The following is an 8450-nucleotide window of genomic DNA, read 5'->3' on the forward strand; positions in this document are numbered from 1 at the left end:
CCCCCGCACAGGGTGCCGCCTCCTCGTTTTCGTGCGCCGGGTCCGTCCGCCGTCGGTGAGGGTGGTGGCGGAGGACGGACCCGGAGCCCTGGGAGGGGCTAGCGGTGGTCGCTGCCCGTCGACGTCGAGGCCGCTCGGCCCGCTTCCAGGCGGGCCACCGGGATGCGGAAGGGGGAGCAGGAGACGTAGTCGAGTCCCACCTCGTGGAAGAAGTGGACCGACTCCGGGTCGCCGCCGTGCTCGCCGCAGACGCCGAGCTTGAGGTCGGGGCGGGTCTCGCGGCCGGCCTTCACGGCGTCGCGTACGAGCTTGCCGACGCCGTCGCGGTCGATCGTCTCGAACGGGGAGACCCCGAAGATGCCCTTCTCCAGGTAGGCCGTGAAGAAGCTGGCCTCCACGTCGTCGCGGCTGAAGCCCCAGACGGTCTGGGTGAGGTCGTTCGTGCCGAAGGAGAAGAACTCCGCGGCCTCCGCGATCTGGCCGGCCGTGAGCGCGGCGCGCGGCAGTTCGATCATCGTGCCGAGGGAGAGTTTCAGGTTCACGCCGGTGTGCTCCTGCACCTCGGCGATGACCTGTTCGGCCTCCTCGCGGACGATCTCCAGCTCCTGGACCGTGCCGACGAGCGGGATCATGATCTCGGCGCGCGGGTCGCCCTTGGCGTTCTTGCGCTCGGCGGCGGCCTCGGCGATGGCGCGTACCTGCATGGTGAACAGGCCGGGGATGACCAGGCCGAGGCGTACGCCGCGCAGGCCGAGCATCGGGTTCTGCTCGTGCAGCCGGTGGACGGCCTGGAGGAGGCGCAGTTCGTTCTCGTGAGGGTCCTGGCGGGCCTCCGCGAGCGCCACCCGCACCGACAGCTCGGTGATGTCGGGCAGGAACTCGTGCAGCGGCGGGTCGAGGAGGCGGACGGTGACGGGCAGGCCGTCCATCGCCTCGAAGAGCTGCACGAAGTCCTGCTTCTGGAGCGGCAGAAGCTCCTTCAGGGACTCCTCGCGCTCGGCGTCGGTGTCCGCGAGGATCAGGCGTTCCACCAGCTCGCGCCGGTCGCCGAGGAACATGTGTTCGGTGCGGCACAGGCCGATGCCCTGGGCGCCGAAGCGGCGGGCGCGCAGCGCGTCCTCGGCGTTGTCGGCGTTGGCGCGCACCCGCAGGCGGCGCTTGCGGTCGGCGAAGGCCATGATGCGGTGGACCGCTTCCACCAGCTCGTCGGCGTCGTCGGCTCCCGCGTGCATCCGGCCCTCGAAGTACTCCACGACCGGGGAGGGGACCACCGGGACCTCGCCCAGGTAGACCTTGCCGGAGGAGCCGTCGATGGAGATGACGTCGCCCTCCTCGACGACCTGTCCGCCGCCGACCGTCATCCGGCGCCGCTTGGTGTCGACCTCCAGCTCCTCGGCGCCGCACACACAGGTCTTGCCCATGCCGCGCGCCACGACGGCCGCGTGGGAGGTCTTGCCGCCGCGCGAGGTGAGGATGCCCTCGGCCGCGATCATGCCGTCGAGGTCGTCGGGGTTGGTCTCGCGGCGGACCAGGATGACCTTCTCGCCCGAACGCGACCACTTGACGGCCGTGTACGAGTCGAAGACCGCCTTGCCGACCGCGGCGCCCGGCGAGGCGGCGATGCCCCGGCCGATCTGCTCGATCTTCGTCCCCTCGTCGAAGCGGGGGAACATCAGCTGGGCGAGCTGGGCGCCGTTGACGCGCTGCAGCGCCTCGGCCTCGTCGATGAGGCCCTGGTCGACGAGCTGGGTGGCGATACGGAAGGCGGCGCCCGCCGTCCGCTTGCCGACGCGGGTCTGCAGCATCCACAGCTGCCCGCGCTCGATGGTGAACTCGATGTCGCACAGATCCCGGTAGTGGTTCTCCAGGGTCTTCATGATCTGCATGAGCTGGTCGTACGACGTCTTGTCGATCTGTTCCAGGTCGGCGAGCGCGACGGTGTTGCGGATGCCCGCGACGACGTCCTCGCCCTGCGCGTTCTGCAGGTAGTCGCCGTACACGCCCTGGTGCCCGGAGGCGGGGTCGCGGGTGAAGGCGACGCCGGTGCCGGAGTCGGGGCCGAGGTTGCCGAAGACCATGGAACAGACGTTGACGGCGGTGCCGAGGTCGTGCGGAATGCGTTCCTGGCGGCGGTAGAGCTTGGCCCGCTCGGTGTTCCAGGAGTCGAACACCGCGTGGATGGCGAGGTCCATCTGCTCGCGCGGGTCCTGCGGGAAGTCCCGGCCGGCCTCGGTCTTGACGATTTTCTTGAACTTGGTGACGAGCTTCTTCAGGTCGGCCGCTTCGAGATCGGTGTCGACCGCGACCTTCTTGGCCTGCTTGGCCGCCTCCAGCGCGTCCTCGAACAGCTCGCCCTCGACGCCGAGGACGGTCTTGCCGAACATCTGGATGAGCCTGCGGTACGAGTCCCACGCGAAGCGGTCGTCCCCGGCCTGCTTGGCGAGGCCCTGGACGGACTTGTCGGAGAGGCCGATGTTCAGGACGGTGTCCATCATGCCGGGCATGGAGAACTTGGCGCCGGAGCGGACCGAGACGAGGAGGGGATCGTCGGCCTGTCCGAGCTTCTTGCCCATGGTCGCTTCGAGGGCGTCGAGGTGTGCACTCACCTCGTCACGCAGTGCCGCGGGCTCGTCGCCGCTGTCGAGGTAGGTCTTGCAGGCCTCGGTGGTGATGGTGAAGCCGGGAGGCACGGGGAGACCCAGGTTGGTCATCTCGGCGAGGTTGGCACCCTTGCCGCCGAGCAGGTCCTTGAGTTCCTTGTTGCCCTCGGTGAAGTCATAAACGAACTTCACGTTCTCGACGCCGCTGTCGCCGCTCGCGGCTACGTGGGGATCTTTGTTTTCCGACACGGGTCTCGACTCCTCGACGACGCGGTGGCTGCCCTGACGACGGGGAACATACCCAGATCGAAGGCGTCTGGGTACGTCCACTTGCGCGTCATACGGCTGTAACCACTCGTCCGCCACCAGATCGAAAGTCAAGGGATGGTAAGCCGTTGGCGCCTACAGCGTTCACTTCTTGAAGGCGTCGACGCTCACAGACCCGGCATTGCGCTCACCTGAGCGACTTACGGCACGTCTGAGTTCACGTCGTCAATGATCAAAGGGTGGCACTGAGTGCCACCCCTTGGAGAAGTGCAGCCACCCAAGATCCGCTCATCTGAGCGAAACATCGATCATGCGTGGCGAGAATCACGCCGTGCCCGGGGCCCGGATTTCATCATGCGGACGCGTTCCCCGACCGGAAACACCACCGTCACATCGCCTCGCACGGGCGCCCCGCACGGCCCGCCGGCCCGCCCGCGCGCGCGGCGCCTCACACGCCCAGGGCGAGCAGGCGCTCCTCGATCCGCTCGGGCGCGTACAGGTGCTCCACGACCAGCGCACCCGCTCCGACCAGGGCCGCCCGCTCGCCGAGCCGGGACGTCACCACGTCCAGGTGAGCGGTGGAGCGGGGCAGGGCCCGCTGGTAGAGCAGTTCGCGTACGCCGGTGAGGAAGGCGGTTCCGGCCAGATCTCCGGCGATCATCAGGACGCCGGGATTGAGCAGGGTCACCACCGTGGCGAGGACGTCACCGACGTGCCGTCCCGCCTCCCGCGCGAACGCCGCCGCGCCGGGGTGCCCCGAGGTGAGCAGATCGCGCACGTCCGAGCCCGACGCCGCCGCAACCCCCGACTCCGCCAGTTTGCGGGCCACCGCGCCGCCGCTGGCGACGGCGGCGAGACAGCCGTACGACCCGCATCTGCACAGCGCGTCGGCGCCCTCCGGGACCCGGATATGCCCGATGTCCCCGGCTCCGCCGTCGATGCCCCGGAAGATCGTGCCGCCGACGACCACGCCCGCGCCGATACCGGTGGAGACCTTCACCAGGACGAAGGCCGAGCAGTCGGGGTGGGCGGTGCGCTGCTCCCCGTACGCCATGAGGTTGGCGTCGTTGTCGACCAGGACCGGGACCGGTCCGGTGCCCGTGTGCTCGGTGAAGGCGCGGGTGAGGCGGCCCCTTATGTCGTAGCCGTCCCAGCCGGGCATGATCGGCGGCTGGACGACCCGGCCCGTGTCGGTGTCCACGGGTCCCGGTACGGCGAGCCCGATCCCGCACACCTCGGCCGCCTCGTGCCCGGCCTTCTTAAGCAGTTCGGCGAACCAGCGGCCCAGCTCGCCGAGGACCGCGTCCGGGCCGTCCTCGACGCGCAGGGGGCCCGCGTGTTCGGCCAGCAGTTCACCGGTCAGGGACAGCACGGCGGCGCGCGCGTGCCGGGTGTCGAGGTCGGCGGCGAGGACGACGGCGTGGGAGTCGTCGAACTCCAGCAGGACCGAGGGGCGTCCGCCGAGCGGTGAGTCCACCGGGCCCCCGGCACCCTCGCGCAGCCAGCCGGCCCGGAAGAGCCGGTCGAGGCGCTGGCCGACGGTGGCCCGGGACAGCCCGGTGACCTGTTGCAACGCTCCACGGGTGGTGGCGCGCCCGCTGCGCACCAGCTCCAGCAGGTCACCCGAGCTGGCCTGGCTCCCGGCCTTCCCGGTCCTGACGGCCATGTCGCTCCTCCCTGTGGTTCCGGTCATACGCACCCCTTGCGTTCACCAACTCTGCATTACATATTGAGTTTTGCGTGTTAAATAGACGTAACCCTACGGTAGCTACTGCCGAACTGGTCGGCGCCATGTCTTCGGGGAGACCTGAGTGGACCGCACAACCCAGCTCACCGCCCGCCGCACTGTGCACTTCGATCCCGTACGCCCCGCGGCCTCACCGCCCTTGACCGGCCAGGGCGAGACCGGCCGGGCCCGGACCGCCGTATACGATCCGGCCCGCCCGGCCGAATCGCTGCACGCCAGGGCGGCCCGGGTGCTGGACGGCAACTGGCGGGGCACGTCCACCGTGCCCTCGCGCAGCCTGTATCCGCACCAGTGGTCCTGGGACTCCGCGTTCATCGCGATCGGGCTGCGGCATCTGTCGCCGCTGCGGGCCCAGACCGAGCTGGAGACACTGCTCGACGCGCAGTGGGGCGACGGCCGCATCCCGCACATCGTGTTCAACCCTGCCGTCCCCCTCGACGCGTACTTCCCGAGCCCGGACTTCTGGCGCTCCTCGACCGCGGGGCGGGCCGCGGGCGCCCCCGGCACCGTACAGACCTCGGGCATCGTGCAGCCACCGGTGCACGCGCTCGCCGTGTGGCTGGTGCACGCCGCCGACCCGGGGCTGTCGCGGTCGCGGTCCTTCCTGGCCCGCATGTACCCGCGCCTCGCCGCCTGGCACCGCTATCTGCTGCACCGCCGGGACCTCGGCGGCGGGGGTCTCGCCTCGGTGGTCCACCCCTGGGAGCAGGGCATGGACAACGCGCCGAGCTGGGACGCGCCGCTGTCGCGCGTCACCCCGGCGCCGGCCCGCTCCTTCCGCCGCGCCGATCTGGACCACGGCGCCGCCGAGGACCGGCCCACCGACCTGGACTACGGCCGGTACGTGCGGCTGGCGGCGGACTACCGGGACGGCGAGTACGCGGACGGCCGTCACGCGGACGCGGGTCACGGGAGCGGCGGTCACGGGGGCGGTACGCGCCCCGGCGCCCGTGGCGGTGGCGGCGGTGGCGGTGAATTCGCCGTGGAGGACCCGGCGTTCAACGCGCTGCTGATCGCCTCCGAGCACGCGCTGGCGCGGATCGCCCGGGAGCTGGGCGCGACGGGCACCGCCCGGCACGCGCGCGCGGAACGGTTGACGGCGGCACTGGTGGACCGGCTGTGGGACCCCGCGGAGGGCATGTTCTTCTGCCGGGACGTGCGCACGGACGAGCCGATCCCCGAGCGCGGGGTCTCCGGTCTCGTCCCGCTGATCCTGCCGACCCTGCCGCGCGAGACGGCCGCGACGCTCGTACGGACCCTGCGCGGCCCGCACTTCGGGCTCGGGGACACGACCCGCCTCGTACCGAGTTACGACCTGACCGGGCACGCCTTCGACCCGCACCGGTACTGGCGGGGGCCGGCCTGGTTCAACACCAACTGGCTGGTGGAGCGGGGGCTGCGGCTGCACGGGGAGCTCGCGCACGCGGCCGGGCTGCGCGACGCGCTGCTGGACACGGCGGACACGTCCGGGTTCGCCGAGTACGTGGACCCGTACACCGGTGAGGCCTGCGGGGCGCTCGGCTTCAGCTGGACCGCGGCGCTGACGCTGGACCTGCTCCACGGGACGGCGCACGGGGCGGCGCACGGCAGGGCCGAAGAGCTCGGCAGGGACGAAGAGTTCCGCGCGACAGAGACGTTCGGCGCGACGGAGACGTTCGGCGCCACGGAGAAGTTCGGCGAGGGTGCCTTGGGAGGGGACCTGCGATGACGGACCGGCAGCATCTGCTCGTACACGGCGGGACGTTCGTCGCGGTGGGCGACGGCGGTGACATCAGCGGAGTACGCGGCGGGGGCGGCTCGCACTCCGCCCCCGACGGGATGTTCGTGCGCGACGCCCGGCATCTGAGCCGCTGGCAGCTCACCGTCGACGGCGCGGTGCCCGAGGCGCTGTCGCCGGTGACGGACGGCGACACGGCCCGCTGCGTCCTCGTGCCGCGCGGCGGCCGGCAGGAGCCGCCCGCCCACACCCTGTTCCGCGAACAGGCCGTCGCCGACGGCTCGTTCGTCGAATCGCTGCGGATCACCAGCAACCGCCCGGTGCCGACGACGGTCCGCATCGCGGTCACCGCCGACGCCGACTTCACGGACCAGTTCGAACTGCGCTCCGACCACCGGACGTACGCGAAGACCGGCGCCGTACGCTCCCGTCAAGTCCTCGACGACGGCGTGGAGTTCAGCTACCAGCGCGGCGAGTGGCGGTCCTGTACGACCGTCACCGGCGAGCCCGCGCCCGACGGCGTCGAGGAGACCGGCACGGGCGCGCGGCGCCTGGTGTGGACCTTCGACCTCGAACCGCACGGCTCGGCCGAGCTCGCCCTGCGGGTGGCCGCGCGCCCGCACGGCATGCCGGCCCCGGAGGTGCCCCTCACCCCGGCCGCCGCGAACGCCCGACTCCACGCGCTGGAGAGCGAGTTCGCGCAGGGCGTGCCCTTCCCGACCGGCTGGCCCGAGCTGGCCGCCGCGTGCGCGCGGGGTCTGGCCGACCTGGCGGTGCTCCAGGTACCGGCGACCGGGCCGGATGGAGAAGCGCTGCGCGTGCCCGCCGCCGGAGTCCCGTGGTTCCTGACGTTACTCGGCCGCGACGCGCTGCTGACCTCGCTGTTCGCACTCCCCTACCGGCCGCAGCTCGCCGCCGCCACCCTGCCCGCGCTCGCCGCGGCCCAGGCCACCGAGGTCGGCGTGGGCACGGTCTCCCAGCCGGGCAAGATCGTGCACGAGGTGCGGCACGGGGAACTGGCCCACTTCGGACAGGTGCCGTACGGCCGCTACTACGGCTCCGTCGACGCGACCCCGCTCTTCCTGGTCCTCCTCGGCGCGTACGTCGAACAGACCGGTGACACGGCGCTGGCCCGCCGCCTGGAGCCCAACGCCCGCGCGGCGATCGGCTGGATGCTGGACCACGGCGGGCTGACCTCGCGCGGCTACCTCGTCTACCGCGCGGACGAGGGCGGACTCGCCAACCAGAACTGGAAGGACTCCCCCGGCGCGATCTGCTCGGGCGACGGCAGCCGGCCGACCGGGCCCGTGACGGCCGCGGGCGCGCAGGGGTACGCGTACGACGCGCTGCGCCGGACCGCGCAGCTCGCCCGGACGGTGTGGGACGACGAGGTGTACGCGGCACTCCTCGAACAGGCCGCCGGGGATCTGCGGGACCGGTTCCAGCGGGACTTCTGGATGGCCGACCGGGCGTTCCCCGCGCTCGCGCTCGACGGCGACGGGAACCACGTCGACGCGCTCGCCTCCGACGCGGGGCATCTGCTGTGGTCCGGGCTGCTGGACAAGGAGTACGGGGAACTGGTGGGGCGGCGGCTGCTGGAGCCGGACTTCTTCTCCGGGTGGGGCGTACGGACGGTCGCCTCGGGGCAGCCCGCGTACCATCCGCTGTCGTACCACCGGGGGTCGGTGTGGCCGCACGACAACGCGCTGATCGCGCTGGGGCTCGCGCGGTACGGGCTGCACGACGAGGCGCGCGCGGTGGCGCACGGGCTGGTGGACGCGGCGGCGGTCGCGGGGCATCGGCTGCCGGAGGTTCTGGCGGGGTACGGGCGTGGCACGCATGCGGAGCCGGTGCCGTATCCGCACGCGTGCGTACGGGAGTCGCGGTCCGCGGCCGCGCCATTGGCGTTGCTGACGGCTGTCGGGGGCGCGTGACGCTCCGCTGAGAGGCGCGTTTTCGAGTGCGGGCGGGTGGGGGTGGGCCCAAAGGATTGCGCAGTTCCCCGCGCCCCTAAAAGCAAAGGACTGCGCAGTTCCCCGCGCCCCTAAAGACCAAAGACAAAAGACTGCGCAGTTCCCCGCGCCCCTCGGGGAGGGGCTTCGCCCCGTCCCCAATCAGG

General features: G+C 71.7%; 4 protein-coding genes. 2 read left to right on the forward strand and 2 right to left on the reverse strand.

The features are described 5' to 3' along the window. Positions 1-98: 98 nt before the first annotated feature. Together ppdK and ACFWGJ_RS38490 are read right to left on the reverse strand one after the other, a co-directional pair. The gene (ppdK, locus tag ACFWGJ_RS38485) at positions 99-2849 is read right to left on the reverse strand and encodes a pyruvate, phosphate dikinase (protein ID WP_387333605.1); all 2751 of its coding nucleotides are present in this window, start codon (positions 2847-2849) and stop codon (positions 99-101) included. 466 nt (positions 2850-3315) lie between these two features. Next, on the reverse strand, positions 3316-4560 hold the full coding sequence (locus ACFWGJ_RS38490) for an ROK family protein (protein ID WP_387333606.1): 1245 nt from the start codon (positions 4558-4560) through the stop codon (positions 3316-3318). A gap of 118 nt (positions 4561-4678) precedes the next feature. On the opposite strand from ACFWGJ_RS38490, the gene ACFWGJ_RS38495 reads away from it, so the two are divergent. Next, positions 4679-6322, forward strand: a complete 1644-nt coding sequence (locus ACFWGJ_RS38495) for a trehalase family glycosidase (RefSeq protein WP_387333607.1) — start codon at positions 4679-4681, stop codon at positions 6320-6322. Continuing rightward, positions 6319-8265 carry a glycogen debranching N-terminal domain-containing protein gene (locus ACFWGJ_RS38500; protein WP_387333608.1) on the forward strand — a complete coding sequence of 649 codons (1947 nt, stop codon included), beginning with the start codon at positions 6319-6321 and terminating at the stop codon, positions 8263-8265. Before ACFWGJ_RS38495 ends, ACFWGJ_RS38500 begins: the two co-directional genes overlap by 4 nt. Positions 8266-8450: the final 185 nt, after the last annotated feature.

This window comes from Streptomyces sp. NPDC060205, from assembly GCF_042728395.1.
Classification (GTDB): Bacteria; Actinomycetota; Actinomycetes; order Streptomycetales; family Streptomycetaceae; genus Streptomyces.